Source organism: Streptomyces sp. NPDC024687, from assembly GCF_055559055.1.
The window spans coordinates 189,716-213,101 of the sequence record NZ_JBVHLJ010000010.1 but is presented as its reverse complement, the minus strand read 5'-3'; the positions used below and the strand labels follow the sequence as shown (position 1 = coordinate 213,101).

Here is a 23,386-nt window from a genome sequence, read left to right as displayed (position 1 = left end):
CTCAGTCTCCTCTCACGGCGAGGCGTTCGATCGCCGCCATGGGCACGGGCAGCCAGTCCGGCCGGTGTCGTGCTTCGTACAGGACCTCGTAAATGGCCCGGTCGGTCTCGTAGGCGCGCAGCAGTCCGTGTTTCTTGCGCGGATCCCATCCGGCGAGAGCGGCATAGCCCCCGCAGAAGGCCTCCCGGCAGCGGCGCGCCCACTCCGGGCGCCAGGGCCGGCGCTGCCGGGCCGCGTAGTCGAAGGAGCGCAGCATGCCCGCGATGTCCCGGACCGGGGACTGGGCGGCGCACCGGTCGGCGAGCGGGCGCGACGGCTCGCCCTCGAAGTCGATGACGAACCACTCGCGGCCCGCGCGCAGCACCTGACCCAGGTGCAGGTCACCGTGGACGCGCTGCGCGGGCGGCCCGGAGTCGCAGGTGGCGAGCGCGCCGAAGGCGCCGCGCAGACCGGGGACGAACGGCCGCAGCGCCGGCACGCTGTGCGCGGCGGAGTCCAGGCGTTCGGTCATCGCGGCCGCCGTCGCGCCGTTGTCGTCGTGGCCGCTGCCGGGGAAGGCGGCGGCCAGCGCGAGGTGCACCTCCGCCATGGCCCGCCCCAGCTCGTGCGCCTGCACGGTGAAGTCGTCACCCGCGGCGAGCGCCTGGAGCGCCAGCGCCCAGCCGTCGGACGCGTCGCGCAGATACGGCTGGAGCACGCCGAGCGTGGCCTCCTGCGGATGCGTGGTCCGGAACCAGGCGACCGGCGCCGGCACCCGGCGGCAGCCCTGTCCGGCCAGCGCGACCGGCACCTCCAGGTCCGGATTGACGCCGGGCTGGATGCGGCGGAAGAGCTTCAGGATGAACTCGTCGCCGTACACCAGCGAGGTGTTCGACTGCTCGGCCTCCAGCAGCCGTGGCGGGAGACCGGCGGGCACCGGCACCGAGGGGGCGCGCTCGAAGCGCAGCGGGCCGGCCGTGCCGGGATGCCGCAGCCGCTCCAGCAGCAGTTGCGCCGAGCGCGGGTCGTGCAGGGCGTCGTACACCGTGAGACCGGCCAGTGGGCCCTGCTCCGCACGGCCGATGAGGGCACGGCCCAGGCGCGGCGAGAGGTGTTTGCGCACGCCGAGGAGCAACTGGTAGCAGTCACCCGCCGGGGCGCCGCCGCCGGGCGCGGGCACCCCGCCGTGACCGGTGTGGACCAGCAGATGCAGACAGCCCGGGAACAGCTCGGTCATCGACAGCAGGCCGAGCTCGCTCACGGGTCGGTCCTTGCCCGCGAACCAGCGCTGCCGCGGCAGCCATTGGCGCAGCAAGTCGCCGAGCGAGGCCATGAGATCGGCCGCGGGCGCGGGTCTCGGGCTGAGGGGTGCGGTCTTCGGCATGGTGACGCGTCCTTTCGTCGGCACGCTCAAAGGCGTCGGCCGATGCGGGATGCGACTCGGGAGAGCCGGAACCAGTAGAAGCCGTGCCCGCCGAGGGTCAGCAGATACGGCAGTTCACCGATGGCCGGGAAGCGCACCCCGCCGAACAGCTCGACCGGGTGCCGGCCGTCGAACGCGCGCAGATCCAGTTCTGTGGGCTGCGCGAACCTGGAGAAGTTGTTCACACAAAGGACCAGGTCGTCCTCGTACTCCCGCAGGAAGGCCAGCACCGCGGGGTTGGAGGAGTGCAGCTCCGTGAAGGTGCCGAGACCGAACGCCGGGTTCTGCTTGCGGATCTCGATCATCCGGCGGGTCCAGTGCAGCAGGGAGGACGGCGAGGCCATCGACGCCTCGACGTTGGTGACCTGATGCCCGTAGACCGGGTCCATGATGATCGGCAGGTTGAGCCGGCCCGGGTCGGCAGTCGAGAAGCCCGCGTTGCGGTCGGGGGTCCACTGCATCGGGGTGCGTACCGCGTCCCGGTCGCCGAGCCAGATGTTGTCGCCCATGCCGATCTCGTCGCCGTAGTAGAGGATCGGCGAGCCGGGCAGGGACAGCAGCAGGGCGGTGAACAGCTCGATCGTGTCCCGGTCGTTGTCGAGGAGGGGGGCGAGCCTGCGCCGGATGCCGATGTTGGCGCGCATCCGCGGGTCCTTGGCGTACTCGGCCCACATGTAGTCGCGTTCCTCGTCGGTGACCATTTCCAGGGTCAGCTCGTCGTGGTTGCGCAGGAAGATGCCCCACTGGCAGCTGGCCGGGATGGCCGGGGTCTTGGCGAGGATTTCCGAGACCGGGTAGCGGGACTCGCGGCGGACCGCCATGAAGATGCGCGGCATGACCGGGAAGTGGAACGCCATGTGGCATTCGTCGCCGCCGGCCTGGTAGTCGCCGAAGTAGTCGACCACGTCCTCCGGCCACTGGTTCGCCTCCGCGAGGAGGACAGTGTCCGGGTACATCGCGTCGATCTCCTTGCGGACCCGCTTCAGGAACTGGTGCGTGGCGGGCAGGTTCTCGCAGTTGGTGCCCTCGGCCGCGTACAGATAGGGCACCGCGTCGAGGCGGAAGCCGTCGATGCCGAGGTCGAGCCAGAAGCGGAGGGCGGCCAGGATCTCCTCCTGGACGGCCGGGTTTTCGTAGTTGAGGTCCGGCTGGTGGGAGAAGAAGCGGTGGAAGTAGTACTGGCCGCGGACCGGGTCGTGGGTCCAGTTGGACGCCTCGGTGTCGACGAAGATGATCCGGGCGTCCTGGTACTGCTTGTCGTCGTCGGCCCACATGTAGTAGTCGCCGTAGGGGCCGTCGGGGTCCCTGCGGGACTCCTGGAACCACGGGTGCTGGTCGCTGGTGTGGTTCATGACGAAGTCGATGATGACCCGCATGCCGCGCTGGTGGGCGGCGTCGACGAACTCCACGAAGTCGGCGAGATCACCGAACTCCGGCAGCACGGCGGTGTAGTCGGCGACGTCGTAGCCGCCGTCCCGGAGCGGTGACTTGAAGAACGGCGGCAGCCACAGGCAGTCGACACCGAGCCACTGGAGATAGTCCAGCTTGGCGGTCAGGCCCTTGAGGTCGCCGACACCGTCGCCGTTGCTGTCCTGGAAGGAGCGGACCAGCACCTCGTAGAAGACCGCGCGTTTGAACCAGTCGGGGTCCCGGTCCTTGGCCGGGGTGTCCTCGAAGGTGTCGTGGACGGGCTCGTTGACAGTCACGCTGTGGATCCTCCGATCTGCGGTGCCGACCTCTGGACCTGGAACAGATGCGCAGGTGCCCGGCCGGGCTCCAAGCGCACGTAGTTGTTTCTGCTCCAGCGGTAGGTCTCACCCGTCAGTTCGTCGTGGACGGACAGGGACTCGTGCCATTCCAGGCCGAGTTGCGGCATGTCCAACGAGACCGTGGCCTCCTGGGTGTGGTGCGGATCGAGGTTCACGACCACCAGGACCGTGTCGTCACCGGTGCGCTTGCTGTAGGCGATGACCGCGTCGTTGTCGGTGTGGTGGAAGCGGATGTTCCGCAGGTGCTGGAGGGCGGGGTGGCGGCGTCTGCTGGTGTTGAGCTGGGTGATCAGGGGGGCGAGGCTGTCCTCGCGGTCCCAGTCGCGGGCCTTGAGCTGGTACTTCTCCGAGTCCAGGTACTCCTCGCTGCCCTCCCGCAACGGGGTGTTCTCCGCCAGTTCGTAGCCGGAGTAGATGCCCCAGGTCGGCGAGAGGGTGGCGGCCAGGACGGCGCGCAGCGCGAACGCCGGCCGGCCGCCGTGCTGCAGGAATTCATGCAGGATGTCGGGGGTGTTGGCGAAGAAGTTCGGCCGCATGTAGGAGGCCGCCTCACCCGACAGTTCCGTCAGGTACTCGGTGAGCTCTTCCTTGGTGGTGCGCCAGGTGTAGTACGTGTACGACTGCTGGAAGCCGATCTGGGCCAGGGTGTGCATCATCGCCGGCCGGGTGAACGCCTCCGCCAGGAAGATCACGTCCGGGTCGGTGGCGTTGATGTCCGCGATCACCCGCTCCCAGAAGACGACCGGCTTGGTGTGCGGGTTGTCCACCCGGAAGATCCGCACCCCGTGGTCCATCCAGTGCCGCAGCACCCGCAGCGTCTCCGCGATCAGCCCCTCCAGGTCGGCGTCGAAGGCGATCGGGTAGATGTCCTGGTACTTCTTCGGCGGGTTCTCCGCGTAGGCGATGGTGCCGTCGGGCCGGTGATGGAACCACTCCGGGTGCTTGTGCACCCACGGATGATCCGGGGAGCACTGCAGGGCGAAGTCCAGGGCGATCTCCAGACCGTGCCCCTTGGCCTCCTGCACGAACCAGTCGAAGTCCTCGATCGTGCCCAGATCCGGGTGGACCGCGTCATGCCCGCCCTCCGGCGAACCGATCGCCCACGGCACGCCCACATCGTCCGGGCCCGCGGACAGGGTGTTGTTGCGGCCCTTGCGAAACGTCGTGCCGATCGGATGGATCGGCGGCAGATAGACCACGTCGAAACCCATCGCGGCGATCGCCGGCAACCGCCGGGCCGCGGTACGGAACGTGCCGTGCGGCTGCTCCGGCGTGCCCTCCGAACGCGGGAAGAACTCGTACCACGACCCGAACAGCGCCCGCTCCCGCTCCACCAGCAGCGGCAACGTCTCCGACGCCGTGATCAACTCCCGCAGCGGATACCGTGCCAGCACCGCGTCCACGTCCGGCGTAAGCGCCCCCGCCAGACGGGTGGCGACCGGCAGGGAGTCGTCCGCGAGCGTCTTCGCCGCGGCCAGCAGCACCGCGTGCTGCGGTCCCTCCGGAACCCCCGCGGCCGCGCGGGTGTACAGCTCGGCGCCCTCCTCCAGGACCAGCCCGGTGTCGAGACCGGCAGGAACCTTTATGCGGGCGACGCGACGCCAGGTGCCGACCGGATCGCTCCAGGCCTCGACGCGATACGTCCAGTGGCCCTCGACGTCCGGAGTGACCTCCGCGCCCCAGCGGTCGCTGCCGGGGGCCAGTTCCCGCATCGGCGTCCAGGGGCCGTGCCGCCCTTCCGGGTCGGTCAGGACGACATTCGCGGCGACCGCGTCATGGCCCTCGCGGAACACCGTCGCGGTGACTTCGAACGTCTCTCCCACGACCGCCTTCGCCGGGCGCCTGCCGGAATCGACGGCAGGGCGGACGTCCCGAACCGGGATGCGGCCGATGACCGGGGTGGAACTCATGCTCTCGCCTCCGCCGTGCTCGAGGCCGGACGCTGACTGCGCCCGGCCGGGGATCGAAGCTGCGCCGGAAGGGTTACCTCCCCGCGGGGGAACGTTCCGCGGATCTCGGCGGACCACGTCTCGCGACGGCACCCGTGCGGGGGAGGTCGCTCTGCTCCTGGAGGTAGGCCACCACGCTGCTGCGCAGATAGCGCTCGGCGGCCTCGGCCGCCTCACGCGCGCAGCGCTTGCCCATCAGCACGCACAGCGTGTAGCCCGAGTCCTCGAAGGTGGCCCGGACATCGCGGTCGGTGGGGGACGCGAGCATCACGCGCTCCCAGGCGCGATAGCGCCGCAGTTGCCGGGCGACCTCGGCTTTGGCCGGTAGCAGCATGGCGCCGTTCACCTTTCGGACTCGGGAAGATCCAGGGCGCGGAAGGGTCCGGGCTCGGGAAGATCCAGGGCTCAAGAAGATCCGGGATTCAAGAGATCTTCACTCATGGTGCATGGATGACGACCCAGCGTCTTGTTGGTTCTTCAACTACCTCGCCAGTCGCTCGTGTTGCACGAATGGCGTAGCTCTCCCACGCTGGAGTGACTCTGAAGCGATCAGCGCTCACGCTCTGTGTTTCGGGGCCCGGCCCCGCGGGGGCCGGGAGGAGCGGGAGCTTCGCCGGTGAGGAGTGACGATGAAGACCGCAGTGCCCTGCTACTACCACCTCGACGTGGAGGTCAGCCCGGAACGGGTCGGACAGGTCAGGCGCATCCTGGCCGCCCACCTACGGCTCTGGGACCTCGAGACCCTGGTCGAGCCCGTCTGCAGTGGTGCCGAACTGCTGCTGAAGGCCATCGACGAGCACGCGAGGGACAAGAACACCTCGATCGAACTGTGGTGGAACGGCCAGCACCTCATCACCGCCGTCGCCGGGAACGACAGCGAGCTGCGCCCGGACCTGGATCTGCGCGCCTGCCTGGAGCGGATCGCCGCGATGAGCGACGGCTGGGGCTGCTGTGCCACCGACACCGGCAGCAAGGTGATCTGGTTCTCGCAGCGGGCCCGCGCCGGCGAGCGCGTCCCCCTCGTGCCGACGGCCCCCGAGCCCACCCTGCGGGAGGTGCTCCAGGTGCCGCGCGAGATGCCGGTCGCTGTCCTGGCCGCCACCACTGCCGATGGCGGGTGCTGAGCGTGCCGTCGTCCAGGAAGAAGCCGCACAAGAACGGGAAGCGGGTGCCGGCCTGGAGCGGGCACCCCTACCCGCTGGGGGCGTCGTTCGACGGCGAGGGCACCAACTTCGCGCTGTTCAGCGAGGTAGCCGAGCGGGTCGAACTCGTCCTGGTCGACGAGCGGGGCGCCCACACCGGCGTCCCGCTGACCGAGGTCGACGGTTTCGTGTGGCACGGCTACGTGCCCGGCGTCGGACCGGGGCAGCGGTACGGCTATCGGGTGCACGGCCCCTGGCAGCCCTCGTTCGGCCATCGGTGCGATCCGGCGAAGCTGCTCCTCGACCCGTACGCCAAGGCGGTGGACGGGCAGGTGGTCAACCACCCCTCGCTGTACACCCCCGAGGCGGACAGCGCCGGGCACACCATGCTCGGCGTGGTCACCGACCCGGCCTTCGACTGGGGCGACGACCGGCCGCCCCGGCGGCCCTATGCCGACAGCGTGATCTACGAGGCCCACGTCCGCGGACTCTCCCGCACCCACCCGAACGTCCCGCCGGAACTGCGCGGCACCTACGCGGGTCTCGCGCACCCCGCGGTGATCGACCATCTGACCTCGCTCGGCGTGACCGCCGTCGAGCTGATGCCGGTGCACCAGTTCGTGCAGGACGGGGTGCTCCAGGACCGCGGCCTCGCCAACTACTGGGGCTACAACACGATCGGCTTCTTCGCGCCTCACAACGCCTACGCCGCCCACGGCACCCGGGGCCAGCAGGTCACCGAGTTCAAGGCGATGGTGAAGGCGCTGCACGCGGCCGGCCTGGAAGTCATCCTCGACGTCGTCTACAACCACACGGCCGAGGGCAACGAGAAGGGGCCCACGCTCTCCTTCCGGGGCATCGACAACGCCTCCTACTACCGGCTGGTGGACGGCGACTGGGAGCACTACTACGACACCACCGGCACCGGGAACAGCCTGCTGATGCGGCATCCCTACGTGCTCCAGCTGATCATGGACTCGCTCAGGTACTGGGTGACCGAGATGCACGTCGACGGTTTCCGCTTCGACCTGGCGGCCACGCTGGCCCGGCAGTTCCACGAGGTGGACCGGCTGTCGGCGTTCTTCGACCTCATCCAGCAGGACCCGGTGATCAGTCGCGTCAAGCTGATCGCCGAGCCGTGGGACGTGGGGGAGGGCGGCTACCAGGTCGGCAACTTCCCGCCGCTGTGGTCGGAGTGGAACGGCATGTACCGGGACGCCGTACGGGACTTCTGGCGCGGCGAGCCGCACACGCTCGGCGAGTTCGCCTCCCGGCTGACCGGCTCCTCCGACCTGTACCAGCACAGCCGGCGGCGCCCGCGTGCGAGCGTCAACTTCGTGACCGCGCACGACGGTTTCACCCTGCGTGACCTCGTCTCCTACAACGACAAGCACAACGAGGCCAACGGGGAGGACGGTCAGGACGGCGAGAGCACCAACCGGTCCTGGAACTGCGGGGCCGAGGGGGAGACCGACGACCCCGCCGTCCTGGAGCTGCGGGCCCGCCAGCAGCGCAACTTCCTCGCCACCCTGCTGCTCTCGCAGGGCATTCCGATGCTCTGTCACGGCGACGAACTCGGCCGCACGCAGGGCGGCAACAACAACGCCTACTGCCAGGACAACGAAGTGTCCTGGATCGACTGGGAGTTGAGTCAAGAACAGCGTGAACTCGCCGACTTCACTCGGTACGTGATCGGCCTGCGCGCGGCGCATCCCGTGCTGCGCAGGCGCCGGTTCTTCCGAGGGGAGACCGTGACGCACGCGGGGCAGCCGCTGCCCGACCTGGTCTGGCTGCTGCCGGACGCCCGCGAGATGGCCGAGGCGGACTGGCAGCGCTCCGACGCGCACGCGGTCGGCGTCTTCCTCAACGGCGACGCCATCGCCGAACCCGACGCGCGGGGCAACCGGGTGGTCGACGACTCGTTCCTGCTGCTGCTGAACGGCCACTGGGAGCCCGTCGACTTCCGGCTGCCGGACCCCGCCTACGGCGAACGCTGGACGACCGTCCTCGACACGGCCGAACCCCAGGGCTCCGACGAGGCCGAACACAAGGCGGGCACGGAGATGACGGTCGAGGCCCGCAGCCTGGTACTCCTGTCGAGACCGTCCCGCGCGACCACCTGAAGGCAGAGCTCCGGCGCCCCCTCGCCTCATCGCAGGCGGTGAACGGGGCGCCGAGCCGTGGACCCCGGCGGTCTTGGCCCAGGCCACGACATCCGCGACGGCATGAGGGGCGGGGGTGTGCAGGGGGCGGCTTCGGGGACGCTGTGGGGTGTCGACGGCCTTGGGGTGGGCCGCGATGTCTGTGACCGGTGTGCGGCGGGACGCGGGCGTCCGTCTTCAGCGTGTGCGGCGTGAGGTCACGGTGAACTGGGCGCCGTGGGGGTCGCGCAGGTCGGCTTCGGTGGTCTCGTGCGTGGGTCTTGACGCTTTGGGGTGGGCCGCGATGTCTGTGACCGGTGTGCGGCGGGACGCGGGCGTCCGTCTTCAGCGTGTGCGGCGTGAGGTCACGGTGAACTGAGCTCCGTCGGGGTCGCGCAGGACGGCCTCGGTGGTGTCGTGGGAGAGGACGCTGCCGCCGTGGACCTCCGCCGCCTTGGCGCAGGCCGCGACGTCCGCGACCGCGAAGTGGACCTGCCAGTGCGGCCGGATCGCGGGGTCGGGGGCCGAGCCCAGCGCCCCCGACTCGATGCGCGCCACCACGTCACCCCGGCTGCGCAGCACCACCTCGCCGCCCTCGTAGCGGACCTCGCAGCACTCGGGGCGCTCAGTCGCCCAGTCGAGGACCTCGCCGTAGAAGATCGCGGCGTCGAACGCGTCGCGGGTGTGCAGTCGTACGAAAGCCGGCTGGGCCCGGTGCCACATCTCCCAGCTGGCGACGAGATCACCCTCCCAGACGCCGAAGGTCGCTCCGTCACGGTCGGAGAGCAGAGCCGCCCGCCCCGGCGGGAAGGACAGCGGGCCGACCGCCAGCGTGCCGCCGCGTTCCTGCACGCGGGCCGCCGCCTCGTCCGCGCTGGGCACCGCGAAGTACGGCGTCCAGGCCACCGCCATCTGCCACATCGACGCCACCGCAGCGATCCCGGCGACCGGCGTGCCGTCCGCCAGCGCGACCCGGAAGCGCTCACCGAGCTTCGCGGGCTTCCACTCCCAGCCGAGGACGGCCCCGTAGAAGTCCTCCGTGGCCTGCTGGTCGCGGCTGGTCAGGCTCACCCAGCAGGGGGCGCCGAACACATGGTGGGTGGAGACGACGTCCGCGGTCGCGGCGGGATGTCTCGGATCGTGGTTCATGGCAGTCATGTCCGCTCTCGTCGGCCGGCGGCCACCGGCCGGTCTTCGCCCAGTGTCCGTCCGGAACCACCTCGGGCGCCTGCCGAGTACCCCGGGGACACCGCCGAAACGGTGGCCCCGTTCGCCTCCGCCCCGGTGGCGCGGACCCGTCCGGGTGACAGGATGGAAGCGTGCCAGTCGTACCGAGCGAACCCGCCGACGAGTCGGACCGGATCTTCGCGCTGCAGGAGGAGATCGGCCAGCTCAAGGAAGCGGTCGCCTCCCACGCCGTCGTGGACCAGGCCATCGGCATGGTCGTCGCGCTCGGCAGGATCACCCCGGACGAGGGCTGGGAAGTACTGAAGGACGTCTCCCAGCACACGAACATCAAGCTGCGCAATGTCGCGGAGCTGATCCTCATCTGGGCACGGTCCGGAGAGATCCCCAGGGAGATCCGCGTGGAGCTCGAAGAGGCTCTCGACCGGTACGGCCCCACACAGGTCCCCGGGGCTTCGTCCGAGTGACTCCTCCTGAGTGACTGCGCCCCGAGGGCTCAGTCGGCGTCGGCCAGGACCTCCTCGCGCAGGTGCGCGAAGCACGTGCTGAGCAGCCGGGAGACATGCATCTGCGAGATGCCGAGTTCCTCGGCGATTCCGCTCTGGGTCATGCCCCGGAAGAAGCGCAGGTACAGGATGGTCCGCTCACGCTCCGGCAGGGCCTTGAGGCAGGGCCCGATGGCCACACGGTCGACGACCACGTCGTAGCCGGGATCCGGGCCGCCCAGCGCGTCGCCCAGGGCGTAGCCGTCGGTGCCGGGCATCTCCGCCTCCAGCGACAGCGCCGAGAAGCAGTCCAGGGCCTCCGCGCCGGTGCGCACCTCGTCCTCGGTCAGATGCGCCCGCTCGGCGATCTCGGCGACGGTGGGCGTCCGGCCGGCGACCTGGGACAGTTCCTTCGATGCCTGCCGCACCCGGTTGCGCAGGTCCTGCACCCGGCGCGGCACGTGCAGCGTCCACATGTGGTCGCGGAAGTGCCGCTTGATCTCGCCGGTCACGGTGGGCACCGCGTACGCCTCGAAGGCGCTGCCGCGCGCCGGGTCGTAGTGGTCGACCGCCTTGACGAGCCCCAGGGCGGCCACCTGGTAGAGGTCTTCGAGGGACTCCCCGCGGCCGCGGAAGCGGACGGCGATCCGTTCGGCCATCGGCAGCCAGAGTTCTATGAGCTCGTCCCGCAGAACCTTGCGCTCCGGACCGTCGGGCAGCTGGGCCATGCGCTCGAACGCCGCGTTGGTGTCGGGGGCGTCGTCGTGCGGATGCGGCTTTGTTCTGGTGGCGACGGACATGTCGCGCACCTCCCTGAGCGGTGCTGGATGGACAGACATCGTGGGAGGAGCGCGCACTCGGACCTGCAACGAGACATCCGGGGCCGCTCGGTGGGGCTCCCACGGACGTGCCTCATGTCCGAAGCACTTCTGAGTGGATTCCCGCTCTCGGATGAAATGAAACAAATAGGCCAATCATCACGTATGTGCTTGACCGGTCCTTGGGAGAGATTACCTCTGACTCAGAGGTAATCTCGGTGGTGTGGACGAAGAGACCTTCCCCGAAGAGCTGGCCGACGCCCTCGTCGGCGTCCAGCGGCTGCTCAGGCGCAGGCTGCGCGCCGGACTGACCGTGCCACGGCTGCGCGGCGCCGAGGTCGAACTGCTGCGCCTGGTCCAGTCACGGCCCGGCATCGGCGTCTCCGACGCAGCCAAGGAGCTGTCGCTGGCCGGGAACTCCGTCTCGACCCTGGTCAACCAGCTGGTCAAGGAGGGCCACCTGGTCCGCGAGACCGACCCCGCCGACCGGCGCGCCGCCCGGCTGCTGCTCACCGAGAAGGCCGAGGCGCGGCTCAGGGACTGGAAGCACCGTCGGGTCGCGCTCGTGAGCCGGCACGTCACCCGGCTGGACGCGGCCGATCAGGAGGCCCTGCGCGCCGCGCTCCCCGCCCTGCGCGCGCTCGCCGTCACTCTGCACGAGGAGGCCGAGGACGCATGACACCCGAAGCTGTTTCCTGCACGGGGCTGACCTACGCCTTCGGTGACACGAAGGCCGTGGACGCTCTGGACCTGACCGTCGCGGAAGGTGAGGTCTTCGGACTGCTCGGCCCCAACGGCGCCGGCAAGACCACCGCCATCCGCTGCATCACCACCCTGCTCCCCGTCCCGGCAGGCATGATCCACGTGTTCGGCCGCGACACCGCCGCCGATCCGATGGCCGTACGCCGTCTGCTCGGCTACGTCCCCCAGCAGCTGTCCGCCGACGCCAACCTGACCGGCCGGGAGAACGTCACCCTGTTCGCCCGCGTCTTCGACGTCGCCCGCAAGGAACGCGCCGAGCGGGTCGCCCAGGCCCTGGCCGCCGTCGACCTCACCGACGCCGCCGACCGGCTCGCCGGCACCTACTCCGGTGGCATGGTCCGCCGCCTCGAACTCGCCCAGGCCCTGGTCAGCGCGCCCCGGCTGCTGATCCTCGACGAGCCGACCATCGGCCTCGACCCCATCGCCCGCACCGGTGTGTGGGAGCACATCAACGCCGTACGCGAGGCGACCGGCATGACCGTCCTCGTGACCACCCACTACATGGACGAGGCCGACCAGTACTGCGACCGGGTCGGCCTCATGCACCGCGGCCGCGTCCGCGCCCTCGGCACCCCCGTCGAACTCAGGCGGTCACTGGCCGAGAAGCGGGGCACCGACGCCCTGCCGACCCTGGAGGACGTCTTCCGTGACGTCGCCGGCAGCGGACTCGAAGACGAAGGAGGGGATTTCCGCGATGTCCGAAGCACCCGCCGCACCGCGAACCGTGTCGGCTGACCCCCGCTCCATCAGCCTGCTGCTCTGCCCGCCGGAGCCCCGCGCGGGCTGGCGGCTGCTGCCCGCCCGGGTCGTGGCGATGTGCGCCGTCGAGCTCCAGAAACTCCGCCACGACCGCACCGAGCTCTATACCCGCGCGGTCCAGCCCGCCCTGTGGCTGCTGATCTTCGGCCAGACCTTCACCCGCATCAAGGCGATCCCCACCCAGGGCATCCCCTACATCGACTATCTGGCACCCGGCATCATCGCCCAGTCGGCGATGTTCATCGCGATCTTCTACGGCATCCAGATCATCTGGGAGCGGGACGCAGGCATCCTCAACAAACTCCTGGTCACGCCCACCCCGCGCTCGGCACTGACCACCGGGAAGGCCTTCGCGGCCGGCGTGAAGTCGCTGATCCAGGCGGTCGTCGTGATCGTCATCGCCGCCCTCCTCGGGGTGTCCCTGACCTGGAACCCGCTCAAGCTCCTCGGCGTCGGCGCGATCGTGATCCTCGGCTCGGCGTTCTTCTCCTGCCTGTCGATGACCATCGCCGGCATCGTGCTCAGCAGGGACCGCCTGATGGGCATCGGGCAGGCCATCACCATGCCGCTGTTCTTCGGCTCCAACGCCCTGTACCCGCTGTCCGTCATGCCGGGCTGGCTCCAGGCCGTCAGCAAGGTGAACCCGCTGAGCTACGAAGTCGACGCCCTGCGGGGCCTTCTCCTCGGCACGCCCGCCCATCTGGCGCTCGACTTCGGGGTGCTGGCCGTGGCCGCCGCGCTCGGCATCACCGCGGCCTCCTCGCTCCTCGGCCGACTGGCCCGTTGATCATGCGTGCGGAACGTGATGTGCGGCACGCCCGTGGAAGGATTTTTCCGGCCGCCTGGCGGATTCTTCCTGCGCACGGCTTGATCAGCGATCAAAGGGGGTGAAGTACCTGGCCACAGCGCATTCTGCTCATTTGACAGTGCATTGAGCACACAGATAGGAAGCAGCTCTCTGAGGTCGATGGGGTGCACTGTGTACGAGCCGAACGTGGTCGGGGACTGGCAGGAGTACGACGAGCATGCCGGTCTGCGCGTCCGCGTCCACCGTCTGGAGGCGGCCGAGCCGCCGCGTGGACGCGACGACGCCGCCGAAGGGCTCACCTATTTCAGCGTCCGGGTGACCGTCGAGAACCGCGGGGACCTTCACCCGACCGTCCATCTCGAGGACGGCCAGATCGACGTGCGGATCGGCCCGGACGGCGAGAGCGCCTTCATCGACTGGCGCAACTCGCAGTTCATCGAGGGCTTCGACGTCTATCCGCTGCGCCGCGCCACCGCCGTACTGTTCGCGGCGGGACCGGAGGCGAGCCTGAACCAGATCGACGTGCAGATCCAACTGCGGGTCGACGACGAGTGGGCCGACCGCCGGCTGTGGGCGGGCGGCATCGGACTCGACGAGGGCGCCTCGCACGTGGGCGTGGGCCGCGAGGGCCTGGCCTGCCAGATCAGCAACTTCCTGCGGGACCAGGCCGAAGAGGGCACCTCCTGATCCCGCGTGGGCCTCAGTGCGGGATGCCGTCGATGATCTCGCGGGCACCCTGACGCAGCAGCGCCACCGCGATCGAGGTGCCCAGCGTGGCCGGGTCGAGGCGGCCCGCCCACTCGTGGGCGTTCAGCCGCGTCTTGCCGTCCGGGGTGAACACACAGGCCCGCAGGGAGAGTTCGCCGGCGTGGTCCACGCGCGCGTACCCCGCGATGGGGCTGTTGCAGTGGCCCTGCAGAACGTGCAGGAACATGCGCTCGGCGGTGGCTTCCCGGAAGGTGTCCGGGTCTCCCAGGGCGCCGACCGCCTCGATCAGCTCGGTGTCGCCCTCCCGGCACTGGAGCGCGAGGATGCCCGCGCCGATCGGCGGCATCATCGTCTCGGGGGAGAGGATCTCGCTGATCACGTCCTCGCGGCCGATGCGCTCCAGGCCGGCGACCGCGAGCAGCAGCGCGTCGGCTTCACCCGCTGCCAGCTTCGCCAGCCGCCGGTTGGCGTTGCCGCGGAACGGGACGCACTCCAGGTGCGGGTGAGTGGCGGCCAACTGGGCCACGCGGCGCACCGAGGAGGTGCCGATGCGGGTGCCCTCCGGGAGTTCGTCCAGAGTGAGGCCGCCCGGGTGGATCAGGGCGTCGCGGACGTCGTCCCGCTTCAGGAACGCCGCGAACGTGGTGCCCGCCGGGAGCGGCCGGTCGGCGGGGACATCCTTCACGCAGTGCACCGCGAGATCGGCCTCGCCGGCCAGCAGCGCGGCGTCGACCTCCTTGGTGAACGCGCCCTTGCCCTCGACCTTGGACAGGTCGCCCATCCACTTGTCCCCGGTCGTCTTCACCGGCACGACCTCGGTGCGCAAACCGGGGTAGAGGGACGCCAACTCGCTTCTGACACGCTCCACTTGGGCCAACGCCATCGGCGAGTCACGGGAGACGATGCGGATCAGTTCCGGGAGGGACATGCGGGACACGATAGACCCTGCGGAGGTTCGGCGTTTGGCGCTCCGGGGCCAATGGGTAAGCAGTAGCGCATCTTTTGCCCGGGGCGGACGCGTCCACCAGAGCCTCCGCGCAGGCCTCAGGTGAGCGGCTCGCTGAGTTCGACCGAGCGCAGGGCGGCCGCGAGAGCCTGCTCGTCGCCGACGTCCAGGGCTGTGTCGGTGAGCTTGATGACGTGTTCGTCGCCGTGGGCGAGCGCTCGCTCCACCACCTCCTCGGGAGTCAGGCGCGCGGGAGGGACGTAGGCGACCGGTGCCGTCGGCGCGTACATCGCCGTGACCGCGGCCGACGCCGTCCAGGCCGCGTGCAGGCTCGGCACCCACTGGTCGCGGGGCAGGGAATCGAGGGTCCGCAGCACGGCGTTGGGGGCCGTGGCCGCGTGTACGAGCATGGTCGGCTCGCCGTGGCCGTGGGTGGCGTAGCGGTGGGTCGCGGCGCGGACGAGTTCGGTGAGCCGTTCCTTCGCGATGTCCGGGTCGGTGACGTCGTGCGCCCACACGGGCAGTCGGCGTACGGCGGACAGGCGGTTCAGGAATCCCAGGTGCCCCGGCTCGATGGCCGGTACGGCTTCCAGGGCTTCCGCGGCCCTCGTCGCGCCCGGCAGTTCCACGAACCCGGTCACGGGCTGGTGCCGTGCCGCCCAGTAGCCCAGCGCGTGCGCGAGTTCGGTGACCCGGGGTGCGTTCTCGTGGGCCGCCAGGGCGCGGACGGCGTGGCCGACCCGGATGACGGTGTGCGTGGCACCGCCGTACATGCCCGGCAGCAGGCGCGGCCACCATTCGGCGAGGACGTCCTGCCACGGGCACTCGGCGAGCGTGCGGGAGAAATAGTCGGTCCAGTCCGTTATCCGGCGCGGATCACCCAGTGCCGAGGGCCAGTTGGCGTCCGTGACCGGGGCGGTGCGGTCGGGGAAGTCCTCCAGCTTGTCCCGGTACAGGTCCAGCCAGCGGTGCACCGAGCCGGCCTGTCCGTGTGCGGCGAGCGCCTCGACCACCATGGGGGCGTGGTTGCTCAGCCAGCCCTCTCGCTCCGGGCCCGCCACGTGGACGCGGTCCAGGGCCTCTTCGAGGTACCCGCTGGTGTCGCTCGTATCGATCGTGTCCATGAAAAGCACGCTATGCCGGGGGCGGCCCGGCGGGGATCGGGCGCGGGACGGAACCCGCGGGAGCGGGGGGCCTAGGTCCGCCGGCGCCCGATCGTGTCACCGGGTCAGGCGTTGGGGTCGAACGAGATCCCCGACGGCTTGGCCGACGTCAGGTGGGCGGCGAAGTTGGCGTCCTTGAGACCGAAGTTGGCGCTGCCGAAGTCGTAGGCGCTCAGCTTGTCGCGCAGTCCCGACGGATAGCCGTTCCAGCCGACCAGCGGCGGGTACTGCCAGGTGCCCTTGGCGTTCTCCGGCGGCTCGTCGTTGGAGTTGGCCAGCCGGAAGCAGTGCGTTCGGACGCCGTCCTTGTGGTAGACGATCTTGGCGTGCGTGCCGTCGAAGCGGACGCCGGAGGTCGCGCTCACCGTGAACCCTCCGTGGGCGGACGTCGACACGTACTGGATCGTGCCGTTCTGCACCCAGATCACGACGTGCTCCCAGTCGTGCCGGTGCCCGCCGATGCTGCTGTTCGCCACGGCCTGGTCCTTCTCGAAGTACAGGCCGTACATGTAGGCGCACCAGCCGTTGTTGCACTTGTAGCGCGAGTACGTGTTGGTGTTGTCCAGGTCCGAGGCGTCATGGCACTCGCCGCTGAGTGAACCCGTCGGGTTCAGACCGCCGTTGATCGTGCCGTCGGGGCCGATGGCGGGCGTCGAGTAGCAGCCGTCCGTGTCGTAGTCGAAGGCCGGCTGGTAGGTGTACTCGGCACTCTCGGCGTTGGCGGGCAGCGCCTTGGGCGGGGCGGCGAACGCGGCGGAGGGGAAGGCGACGACGAGCGCGGCGGCGCCGGCCAGGCCGGTGAACCATCTCGTGCGGTGCTTCTTGAACGACGGTGACGCCACTGCGTCCTCCTCGTGATCCGGGCGCAGCCCAACGGCTGTGGGGTTACTGGGGGTTCAGCTTCCCCGGTTTCCATGTCCACGCCAAGAGGTAGAAGGCGTCGCTCCGGTTACGGTCCGCCCAACAGCCGGATCATCCAGGCGAGTCGGGGAGGTCGGCGGCGGAGTCCTCCGGCGCGAGATCCGGGCGCAGCCGCAGCCAGGACGGCTGACGCAGCAACCCCGCCCGGGTACGGGTGCTGTAGCGGACCTCGCCGACCAGCCGGGGCAGCACCCAGTGGGCCCCCGGGACCCGCGGCACGGGATCGAAGGGGCACACGTCCGTCGCCGCGGCGGCCAACAGCGAGGCGAGCTCTGTCCGTTCCGTCTCGCTCCAGCCGGTGCCCACGCTGCCGACGTACCGCAGCCGCCCCGCGCCCCGCTGTCCGACCAGCACCGCGCCCGGCAGGCCCGTGAGCCGGCCCTTGCCGGGCAGCCAGCCGCCCACGACGACGTCCTCGCTGCGCATGTTGCGGATCTTGATCCAGGCGCGGGAGCGCACTCCGGGTTCGTACACCGAGTCGAGCCGCTTGCAGACCAGGCCTTCCAGGCCGTGTTCACGAGTGGCGCGCAGGGCCTGCTCGCCGTGGCCGACGAGGGCGGCGGGTGTGGACCAGTGCGGCCCGGCGAGCCCCAGCTCGTCCAGTCGCGCCCGCCGCCGCGCGTAGGGGAGGGTGAGGAGCGAGCTTCGGCCCAGGTGCATCAGGTCGAACAGCACGACGTGGACCGGTGCTTCGGCCGCCCTCCGTGCGGCTCGGCCGGGGGCGTGGGCCAGCTGCATGCGCGGTTGCAGCAACTGGAAGTCGGCGCGGCCCTGTTCGTCCAGTGCCAGGATCTCCCCGTCGAGCACCGCGGGGGTGGTGCCGAGCGCACTGCCGAGCGACCGCAGTTCGGGATAGGCACCGGTGATCTCCTCCCCGGACCGGGCGCGCAGCACCACCTCGCCGTTCCCGGCGAGGTAGACGACCACCCGCTGGCCGTCCTGCTTGGTCTCGTAGGCCCAGCGCGCGTCCTGGGAGGCGGGCGGCAGGGTGCCGGGAGTGGCGAGCATGGGCGGGATCAGGGGGAGGGTCACGGGTGACTTGTCGACGCGAGCACCGGCGGTCACGCGCTCAGCGCCCCGGTTTCCCCTGAACGGGCGCCGCGCCGGGGCTGCTCAGATCTTGGCTTGAGGGTCTCGACACCCTGGGCGACTCCATACCTCGGGTGGAGAAGAAGGAGCGGCGCCCGCGGGGTCAGATGATGCCGCCGTTGGCCCGCAGTACCTGGCCGTTGATCCAGTGGCCCGCCGGGCTCACCAGGAACGACACGACGTTGGCGATGTCCTTCGGTGTTCCGAGTCGCTCCAGTGGGGGCTGTGCCGCCAGGCGGGCGACGGTCTCCTCGTCCTTGCCGTCGAGGAAGAGGTCGGTCGCCGTCGGACCGGGGGCCACCGCGTTGACGGTGACGTCACGGCCGCGGAGCTCACGGGCGAGGACCAGGGTCACGGCCTCGACCGCGCCCTTGCTGGCCGCGTAGGCGCCGTACCCGGGGAAGGCGAGCCCGACGACCGAGCTGGAGAGGTTGACGAGCGCGCCGCCCGGGCGCAGTCGGCGCGCGGCCTGCTGGTCGACGACGAAGGTGCCGCGGATGTTGGTGCGGTACAGGGCGTCGAGCTCGGCCAGGTCGAGATCGGCGATCGGGGAGAGGGGCATCCGGCCCGCAGAGTGGACCACCGCGTCGACCCCGCCGTACGTGGCCTCCGCGAGGTCGAACAGGGCGGCGACCGCCGTCTCGTCGGCGACGTCCGCGCGGGCGGCGCGAGCGGTGCCGCCCGCCTCCTCGATGGCCCGCACGGCGTCGTCGGCGGCGTCCTTGTTGCCCGCGTACCCGACGACGACCGCGAAGTCGTCGGCGGCGAGCTGCTGCGCGATCTGCCGTCCGATGCCGCGCGATCCGCCGGTCACGATCGCTACACGCTGTTCCGTCCGGGGGTGTGTGGCCATGGCTGCATCCTCTGTTAGCACCGCTACGACTTGCTCGTATCGACGGTAACACGGGTTCGTAGCGACGGTAACCTTTCTCTCGTATCAACGCTACGAATGTCGTACGGTGGGGGCATGGATGCGAGGGAAAAGATCCTGGCCGCGGCCACCGAGCTGCTGGCCGGTGCGTCGGCCGTCGATGTCTCCACGCGCGCGGTGTGCGAGAAGGCCGGGGTGGGGGCGCCGATGCTCTACCGGCTCTTCGGCGACAAGGCCGGTCTGCTGGCCGCCGTCGTCGACCGGGGATTCGAGCGGTACCTCGTGTCCAAGCGGGCGGCGCGGCCGAGCGCGGATCCGGTCGAGGATCTGAAGAGCGGCTGGGACACCCACATGCGCTTCGCGCTGGAGCACCCCAGCCACTACCGCCTGATGTACTCGCCCGAGCTGACCGTTCCTCCGGCCGCGGCCCAGGAGGCGCACGACCTGCTGCACGGCATCCTCGAACGCTGCGCGGCCGAGGGGCGGTTGACGGTGCCGCCCGCGCTGGCCACACAGATGATCATGTCCGCCAATGTCGGAGCGGCCCTGTCGATGCTGACCAGACCCGAGCAGTACACGGACATGAAGTTCTCGCAGCGGCTGCGCGACGCGGTGCTGCACTCGGTGACCCGCCCCGCCGACACCGACACCGACATGGACGCGGCGCGAGACGACAGCTCGGTTCCCGCCGCGGCCGCCACACTCGCGGCCCGTCTGCGGGCCGACCTGCCGCCGACGCTCACGACCGCGGAGTCGGCCCTGCTTCAGCAGTGGCTGGAGGAACTCTCCGGGAGATGAGGGATCAGCGTTCCCCGGGCGGAAGCGGCTGCACCAGACCCGACTGATAGGCCATCACGACGAGCTGGGCGCGGTCGCGGGCACCGAGCTTGGTCATCGCGCGGTGGACATGAGTGCGCACGGTCAGGGGGCTGACGAAGAGCTTCCCCGCGATCACCTCGTTGGAGTGCCCCTCGGCGACCCACGCCATCACCTCGCGTTCGCGGGTGGTGAGCCCGGACAGGTCGTCGGCGGCCGCCAGGCGGGTGCCGAGTCCCGGCGCCGCGAGGAACCTCGTGATCAGGGTGCGGGTGGCGCCGGGGGAGAGCAGGGAGTCGCCGGCCGCCACCGTGCGGATGCCGTCGAGCAGGGCCTCGGCGGTGACGTCCTTGCCGAGGAAACCGCTGGCCCCTGACCGCAGCGCCTGCGCGACGTACTCGTCGATCTCGAACGTGGTCAGGATCAGCACCCGCGTGTCCGACAGCGCCGGATCCGCGCAGATCACGGACGTGGCGGCCAGACCGTCGGTCCCCGGCATACGGATGTCCATGAGGATCACGTCGGGACGGTGGACCCGCGCCAGATCGACGGCCGCGGCGCCGTCGGTGGCCTCCGCGACCACCTCCATGTCGTCGCACGAGTCGATGAGGATCCGGAACGTGGCCCGCAGCAGAGCCTGGTCGTCGGCGAGCAGTACGCGGATGGTCATGGGTTCCGTTCCTGGCGTTCCGGGGCGGTGCGGTCGAGGGGGAGGCGGGGGTGCCGCACCGGGTCCGGCCGGTGGGTGCAGGGGCGGCCCTCGCCGCCGTACCGGAGCCCGGGCAGCCGCAGCGCGGCCGTCATGGCGACGACCGTACGGACATGATCGTCGGCGTAATGCCGCAAGGGGGTGCTCATGGGCTCTCCGGTCGTCCTGGAACAACGGTGGCCGAGGCTCACCGGGTGCGGTCGCGGCGACCCGTCCCGGCCGAGCGGACCAACACGGCCCCCGTCCGCGGGTCCGGTCGTCAGTCTTTCCGACACAGGGTCCGTACGGCGTCGTACCACCGCCGACAACGCGCCTACTGAGAACGCAGTACGCGGCACAGGCGGGATCCACCCTGGGCAGTACCTGACGGCCGCGGGTCGGCGGCGTCAGACGGGGAGCGTCCGCGTCAGGACGGTGCCCCGGCGGACGTCTCCGCGGCCGGTGCGGGGACCGCCGCCAAGGCCGCGGGGCGCGGGCGCGGGATGAAGGAGGCGAGAGCGAAGGCGAGGAGCGCGGCACCCGCGCCGATCGCCATGACGGTCCTGAAGCCGTTCTCCGACGGCAGCGCGTAGCCGCCCAGATCGATCGTCATCTGCGCCAGTACGACCCCGGCGATGGCGCTCGCCGTCGACGTACCGATCGACCGCATCAGGGTGTTGAGGCTGTTGGCGGCCGCCGTCTCCGAGGCGGGCACGGCGCCCATGATGAGGGCGGGCATGGAGCCGTACGTGAACCCGATGCCGGCGCCGATCACGCAGGAGACCAGCACCAGGTGCCAGACCGCGGACATGAGCACGATGTTCAGCCCGTAGCCGGCCGCCACGATCAGCGCGCCGATCATCAGCGTCACCTTGGGACCCTTGGCCTTGGAGACGGCCGCGGAGACCGGTGCCAGGGCCATCATCACCCAGGCCGGACGGGGCCATGACCAGACCGGCGGTCAGCAGGGACCTGCCCAGGCCGTAGCCGGTCCGGGTGGGCAGCTGGAGCAGCTGCGGCAGGACCAGCGACATCGCGAACATCGAGAAGCCGATGGCGATCGAGGCGAGGTTGGTGAAGAGCACCTGGCGGCGGGCGGTGGTGCGCAGGTCGACCAGCGGCCGGGTGGTGCGCAGTTCGAAGAAGCCCCAGGCCAGCAGGATGATCACGGCCGCCGCGAACAGCCCGAGCGTGGTGCCGCTTGCCCAGCCCCAGTCGGCGCCCTTGGAGATGACGAGCAGGAGGGAGACCAGGCCGGCGGCCATGCCGACCGCGCCTACCGCGTCGAAACGGCCGCCGGTGCGCACCCGTGACTCCGGCACGAACACCAGGACCAGGACCAGGGCTATCGCGCCCATCACCGCCGAGGCCCAGAACAGGACGTGCCAGTCGAAGTTGTCCGCGATCAGCGCGGCGGTCGGCAGCCCCAGGGCGCCGCCGACGCCGAGGGAGGCGCTCATCAGCGCGGTCGCGCCGGCCAGGCGCTCGGCGGGCAGTTCGTCCCGCATGATGCTGATGCCGAGCGGGATGACACCGGAGGACAGCCCCTGGAGGGCACGGCCGGCGATCATCGGGACCAGGGCGTCGCTGAGGCCGCAGACCACCGATCCGGCCACCAGCATCACCACGCTGACCAGCAGCATCCTCCGCTTGCCGAACATGTCGCCGAGCCGCCCCACCACCGGGGTGGCGACCGCTGCCGCGAGAAGGGTCGCGGTGACCGCCCACGCGGTGTCCGAGACCGGGGCGTCGAGCAGCTTGGGCAGCTCCGGCACGATCGGGATGACCAGGGTCTGCATCAGCGAGACGACGATTCCGGCGAAGGCCAGCACCGCCACCACGGCGTTCGGCCGCGGCGGGGCCACGGCACCCGCGTCGGCGGATCCGGCGGGAGCGTCGGACCACTCCGACCAGCTCCTGAGGAACATTACTTGAGTTAGGCAAGGAGACGCTAGGGTGGGGAGGAGCGCACCCTCCCCCACGAATGGGTCCCTTCCATGCACGGCACCCCCAGTCACCGGCCGGCACTCGCCCGCGGTGCCGGTCAGCGCCTCCTGATCGTCGCCGGCGCCCCTGACGTCGCCGAACTGCTCTCCACCACCCTGGAGTTGGCGGGCTACCGGATCGTCACCGTCGCGGCCGCCGCCGACGGCGTGGCTCTGCTGACCCGGGAGCGGTTCGACCTGGTGGTCGTCGACGCGACCCTGCCGGACGTGACCGAACTGGGCCGTACCCGGCCGACGCTGGCCCGCCGGCCGCCGGTGCTGCTGCTGATCGACTACGAGTCCCTGGACCGGATCGTGCCCGAACTCGGCCTGGGGGAGCGGGACTACGTCGCCAAGCCGTTCCGTGTGGCAGACATCCTGGCCAGGGTGCAGATCCTGCTGCGCGGCACCGGTGCGCGACCGGCCCCGGGCCGGGCCCTGAGTTACCGCGACCTCGTCCTGGACGACGCCCTGTGCGAGGCCCGGCGCGGAGCGCACGCCCTCGACCTCACGCCCGCCGAATACCGGCTGCTGCGCCATCTCCTGGTCAACGCCCACCGGGTGCTGTCCAAGGAGCAGATCGGCCGGTATGTCTGGGGTCACCATCGCGGCGACAACGCCATCGAGCAGCTCGTCTCCCGGCTGCGCCGCAAGGTGGACCAGGGCCCGTCGGGCACACCGGAGCTGATCCACACCCGTCGCGGATTCGGGTACTGGCTGGGGCGCGCGGACGGCGACGCGTAAAAGCCCTGCCCTGAAAGCCTCGCCGGGAGAGCCCTGCCCTGAAGGCCTGCTGTGCAAGCCCCGGACGAACGCCGCAACCGACGACTTCCGCAGCCGCGAGGAGCCGCGTTTCTGCGCAATCCCCTTGCACCCGGCGGTAGTTGACGACCCGTCTGCGATGTGATGTGGGTCACGTCAGCTTCCCGTCAGGTTCCTGGCGGGCCGGTGTCAGGCCGGTCTGTTTGCATGTGCTCAT

At 70.5% G+C, this 23,386-nt stretch carries 22 protein-coding genes and 1 pseudogene; 9 read left to right on the top strand and 14 right to left on the bottom strand.

The features are described 5' to 3' along the window. Position 1: 1 nt before the first annotated feature. The 4 genes from ACZ39I_RS33425 to ACZ39I_RS33410 form a co-directional block, all read right to left on the bottom strand. Positions 2-1,363 carry a maltokinase N-terminal cap-like domain-containing protein gene (locus tag ACZ39I_RS33425; RefSeq protein WP_467248665.1) on the bottom strand — a complete coding sequence of 454 codons (1,362 nt, stop codon included), beginning with the start codon at positions 1,361-1,363 and terminating at the stop codon, positions 2-4. Between the two features lie 26 nt (positions 1,364-1,389). Then, positions 1,390-3,108, bottom strand: coding sequence for a maltose alpha-D-glucosyltransferase (treS, locus tag ACZ39I_RS33420; protein WP_467248664.1), 1,719 nt, complete (start codon positions 3,106-3,108; stop codon positions 1,390-1,392). Next, entirely contained in the window at positions 3,105-5,081 is a 1,977-nt protein-coding gene (locus tag ACZ39I_RS33415; protein ID WP_467248663.1) for an alpha-1,4-glucan--maltose-1-phosphate maltosyltransferase, read from the bottom strand. The genes treS and ACZ39I_RS33415 overlap by 4 nt, the downstream gene beginning before the upstream one ends. A 73-nt stretch (positions 5,082-5,154) precedes the next feature. Further along, positions 5,155-5,454: a DUF5133 domain-containing protein gene (locus ACZ39I_RS33410; RefSeq protein ID WP_451473639.1), complete on the bottom strand. Its 300-nt coding sequence runs from the start codon at positions 5,452-5,454 to the stop codon at positions 5,155-5,157. A gap of 295 nt (positions 5,455-5,749) precedes the next feature. Here ACZ39I_RS33410 and ACZ39I_RS33405 point away from each other — a divergent pair, with 295 nt between their 5' ends. Then, positions 5,750-6,244: a pep a2 gene (locus tag ACZ39I_RS33405; RefSeq protein WP_352389860.1), complete on the top strand. Its 495-nt coding sequence runs from the start codon at positions 5,750-5,752 to the stop codon at positions 6,242-6,244. A 44-nt stretch (positions 6,245-6,288) separates the two neighbouring features. Continuing rightward, positions 6,289-8,385, top strand: coding sequence for a glycogen debranching protein GlgX (gene glgX / locus ACZ39I_RS33400; protein WP_467248759.1), 2,097 nt, complete (start codon positions 6,289-6,291; stop codon positions 8,383-8,385). 363 nt (positions 8,386-8,748) lie between these two features. Here the strand turns inward: glgX and ACZ39I_RS33395 are convergent, their stop codons facing one another. After that, complete coding sequence (locus tag ACZ39I_RS33395) at positions 8,749-9,552, bottom strand: VOC family protein (protein ID WP_467248758.1); 804 nt, start codon at positions 9,550-9,552, stop codon at positions 8,749-8,751. A 170-nt stretch (positions 9,553-9,722) separates the two neighbouring features. Between ACZ39I_RS33395 and ACZ39I_RS33390 the strand changes: the two genes are divergently transcribed. Further along, positions 9,723-10,055 carry an ANTAR domain-containing protein gene (locus ACZ39I_RS33390; protein ID WP_352389858.1) on the top strand — a complete coding sequence of 111 codons (333 nt, stop codon included), beginning with the start codon at positions 9,723-9,725 and terminating at the stop codon, positions 10,053-10,055. A 29-nt stretch (positions 10,056-10,084) separates the two neighbouring features. On the opposite strand, the gene ACZ39I_RS33385 is transcribed toward ACZ39I_RS33390, so the two are convergent. Then, positions 10,085-10,873 carry an RNA polymerase sigma factor SigF gene (locus ACZ39I_RS33385; RefSeq protein ID WP_352389857.1) on the bottom strand — a complete coding sequence of 263 codons (789 nt, stop codon included), beginning with the start codon at positions 10,871-10,873 and terminating at the stop codon, positions 10,085-10,087. A 241-nt stretch (positions 10,874-11,114) separates the two neighbouring features. Here ACZ39I_RS33385 and ACZ39I_RS33380 point away from each other — a divergent pair, with 241 nt between their 5' ends. The 4 genes from ACZ39I_RS33380 to ACZ39I_RS33365 all read left to right on the top strand — a co-directional run bounded on the left by ACZ39I_RS33380 (position 11,115) and on the right by ACZ39I_RS33365 (position 13,907). After that, entirely contained in the window at positions 11,115-11,570 is a 456-nt protein-coding gene (locus ACZ39I_RS33380) for a MarR family winged helix-turn-helix transcriptional regulator (RefSeq protein WP_467248662.1), read from the top strand. Further along, entirely contained in the window at positions 11,567-12,388 is an 822-nt protein-coding gene (locus ACZ39I_RS33375; protein WP_467248661.1) for an ABC transporter ATP-binding protein, read from the top strand. Before ACZ39I_RS33380 ends, ACZ39I_RS33375 begins: the two co-directional genes overlap by 4 nt. Then, positions 12,348-13,199, top strand: coding sequence for an ABC transporter permease (locus ACZ39I_RS33370; RefSeq protein WP_467248660.1), 852 nt, complete (start codon positions 12,348-12,350; stop codon positions 13,197-13,199). The genes ACZ39I_RS33375 and ACZ39I_RS33370 overlap by 41 nt, the downstream gene beginning before the upstream one ends. A gap of 192 nt (positions 13,200-13,391) precedes the next feature. Continuing rightward, positions 13,392-13,907, top strand: coding sequence for a hypothetical protein (locus ACZ39I_RS33365; RefSeq protein WP_467248659.1), 516 nt, complete (start codon positions 13,392-13,394; stop codon positions 13,905-13,907). Positions 13,908-13,920: 13 nt separating this feature from the next. On the opposite strand, the gene hemC is transcribed toward ACZ39I_RS33365, so the two are convergent. The 5 genes from hemC to ACZ39I_RS33340 all read right to left on the bottom strand — a co-directional run bounded on the left by hemC (position 13,921) and on the right by ACZ39I_RS33340 (position 18,900). Further along, entirely contained in the window at positions 13,921-14,856 is a 936-nt protein-coding gene (gene hemC / locus ACZ39I_RS33360) for a hydroxymethylbilane synthase (protein WP_467248658.1), read from the bottom strand. Between the two features lie 116 nt (positions 14,857-14,972). Then, the gene (locus ACZ39I_RS33355; protein WP_467248657.1) at positions 14,973-15,998 is read right to left on the bottom strand and encodes a questin oxidase family protein; all 1,026 of its coding nucleotides are present in this window, start codon (positions 15,996-15,998) and stop codon (positions 14,973-14,975) included. 104 nt (positions 15,999-16,102) lie between these two features. Beyond that, a complete protein-coding gene (locus ACZ39I_RS33350; protein WP_467248656.1) occupies positions 16,103-16,879 on the bottom strand; it encodes an NPP1 family protein in 777 nt (258 codons plus the stop codon). Positions 16,880-17,009: 130 nt separating this feature from the next. Continuing rightward, positions 17,010-17,990, bottom strand: coding sequence for an ATP-dependent DNA ligase (locus tag ACZ39I_RS33345; RefSeq protein ID WP_467248655.1), 981 nt, complete (start codon positions 17,988-17,990; stop codon positions 17,010-17,012). Between the two features lie 160 nt (positions 17,991-18,150). Beyond that, positions 18,151-18,900 carry an SDR family oxidoreductase gene (locus tag ACZ39I_RS33340; protein WP_467248654.1) on the bottom strand — a complete coding sequence of 250 codons (750 nt, stop codon included), beginning with the start codon at positions 18,898-18,900 and terminating at the stop codon, positions 18,151-18,153. 114 nt (positions 18,901-19,014) lie between these two features. Between ACZ39I_RS33340 and ACZ39I_RS33335 the strand changes: the two genes are divergently transcribed. Then, positions 19,015-19,716, top strand: coding sequence for a TetR/AcrR family transcriptional regulator (locus ACZ39I_RS33335; protein ID WP_467248653.1), 702 nt, complete (start codon positions 19,015-19,017; stop codon positions 19,714-19,716). 4 nt (positions 19,717-19,720) lie between these two features. Here ACZ39I_RS33335 and ACZ39I_RS33330 read toward each other — a convergent pair whose 3' ends face one another. The 3 genes and pseudogenes from ACZ39I_RS33330 to ACZ39I_RS33320 all read right to left on the bottom strand — a co-directional run bounded on the left by ACZ39I_RS33330 (position 19,721) and on the right by ACZ39I_RS33320 (position 22,350). Next, positions 19,721-20,404 carry a response regulator gene (locus ACZ39I_RS33330; RefSeq protein ID WP_467248652.1) on the bottom strand — a complete coding sequence of 228 codons (684 nt, stop codon included), beginning with the start codon at positions 20,402-20,404 and terminating at the stop codon, positions 19,721-19,723. Then, positions 20,401-20,592: a hypothetical protein gene (locus ACZ39I_RS33325; protein WP_467248651.1), complete on the bottom strand. Its 192-nt coding sequence runs from the start codon at positions 20,590-20,592 to the stop codon at positions 20,401-20,403. Before ACZ39I_RS33325 ends, ACZ39I_RS33330 begins: the two co-directional genes overlap by 4 nt. Before the next feature lie 257 nt (positions 20,593-20,849). Next, a pseudogene (locus tag ACZ39I_RS33320) lies at positions 20,850-22,350 on the bottom strand (MFS transporter). 69 nt (positions 22,351-22,419) lie between these two features. Between ACZ39I_RS33320 and ACZ39I_RS33315 the strand changes: the two are divergent. After that, positions 22,420-23,151, top strand: coding sequence for a response regulator transcription factor (locus tag ACZ39I_RS33315; protein WP_467248650.1), 732 nt, complete (start codon positions 22,420-22,422; stop codon positions 23,149-23,151). The last annotated feature ends 235 nt before the right edge of the window (positions 23,152-23,386 follow it).

What these genes read in the sequence shown, in the direction of transcription:
- ACZ39I_RS33425 (WP_467248665.1), bottom strand. Translation starts at nt 1,363, where the DNA reads ATGCCGAAGACCGCACCCCTCAGCCCGAGACCCGCGCCCGCGGCCGAT.
- ACZ39I_RS33385 (WP_352389857.1), bottom strand. Translation starts at nt 10,873, where the DNA reads ATGTCCGTCGCCACCAGAACAAAGCCGCATCCGCACGACGACGCCCCC.
- ACZ39I_RS33370 (WP_467248660.1), top strand. Translation starts at nt 12,348, where the DNA reads ATGTCCGAAGCACCCGCCGCACCGCGAACCGTGTCGGCTGACCCCCGC.
- ACZ39I_RS33335 (WP_467248653.1), top strand. Translation starts at nt 19,015, where the DNA reads ATGGATGCGAGGGAAAAGATCCTGGCCGCGGCCACCGAGCTGCTGGCC.
- ACZ39I_RS33315 (WP_467248650.1), top strand. Translation starts at nt 22,420, where the DNA reads ATGCACGGCACCCCCAGTCACCGGCCGGCACTCGCCCGCGGTGCCGGT.
- ACZ39I_RS33340 (WP_467248654.1), bottom strand. Translation starts at nt 18,900, where the DNA reads ATGGCCACACACCCCCGGACGGAACAGCGTGTAGCGATCGTGACCGGC.
- ACZ39I_RS33330 (WP_467248652.1), bottom strand. Translation starts at nt 20,404, where the DNA reads ATGACCATCCGCGTACTGCTCGCCGACGACCAGGCTCTGCTGCGGGCC.
- ACZ39I_RS33325 (WP_467248651.1), bottom strand. Translation starts at nt 20,592, where the DNA reads ATGAGCACCCCCTTGCGGCATTACGCCGACGATCATGTCCGTACGGTC.
- hemC (WP_467248658.1), bottom strand. Translation starts at nt 14,856, where the DNA reads ATGTCCCTCCCGGAACTGATCCGCATCGTCTCCCGTGACTCGCCGATG.
- ACZ39I_RS33410 (WP_451473639.1), bottom strand. Translation starts at nt 5,454, where the DNA reads ATGCTGCTACCGGCCAAAGCCGAGGTCGCCCGGCAACTGCGGCGCTAT.
- ACZ39I_RS33395 (WP_467248758.1), bottom strand. Translation starts at nt 9,552, where the DNA reads ATGAACCACGATCCGAGACATCCCGCCGCGACCGCGGACGTCGTCTCC.
- ACZ39I_RS33355 (WP_467248657.1), bottom strand. Translation starts at nt 15,998, where the DNA reads ATGGACACGATCGATACGAGCGACACCAGCGGGTACCTCGAAGAGGCC.
- ACZ39I_RS33415 (WP_467248663.1), bottom strand. Translation starts at nt 5,081, where the DNA reads ATGAGTTCCACCCCGGTCATCGGCCGCATCCCGGTTCGGGACGTCCGC.
- ACZ39I_RS33375 (WP_467248661.1), top strand. Translation starts at nt 11,567, where the DNA reads ATGACACCCGAAGCTGTTTCCTGCACGGGGCTGACCTACGCCTTCGGT.
- ACZ39I_RS33405 (WP_352389860.1), top strand. Translation starts at nt 5,750, where the DNA reads ATGAAGACCGCAGTGCCCTGCTACTACCACCTCGACGTGGAGGTCAGC.